Consider the following 288-nt stretch of genomic DNA (forward strand, 5'->3'; position numbering starts at 1 on the left):
TTGCGCCGCGGCCTCGCCCTGATCTTCGATCATCACCGTGGCCAGTACCAACGTGAAGGTGCGGGACTTCGTGGCAGTCAGGGAACCGCCAGCGATGGTCGGGAGCAAATCCCCGAGCGTGCGGTGCGTCATCTGCGTATCGGTCTGGTCGAACGCCGTCACGATCACCGTCTGGCCGTTGCGCACGATCAGGTCCTGCGCCGGGATGCCCTTGGCGATCGTCTTCGGCACCTGGACGGACTGCTGATTCGCGCCGCTACCCGAGGTGAACGTCTGGATCGGGCCATC

1 pseudogene is annotated in these 288 nt (G+C 64.9%); it reads right to left on the minus strand.

What is annotated here, in order from left to right:
• A pseudogene (locus ACYP5B_RS29505) lies at window positions 1-288 on the minus strand (protein PilN); the annotation flags it as partial.

The organism is Cupriavidus sp. 8B (assembly GCF_054589115.1).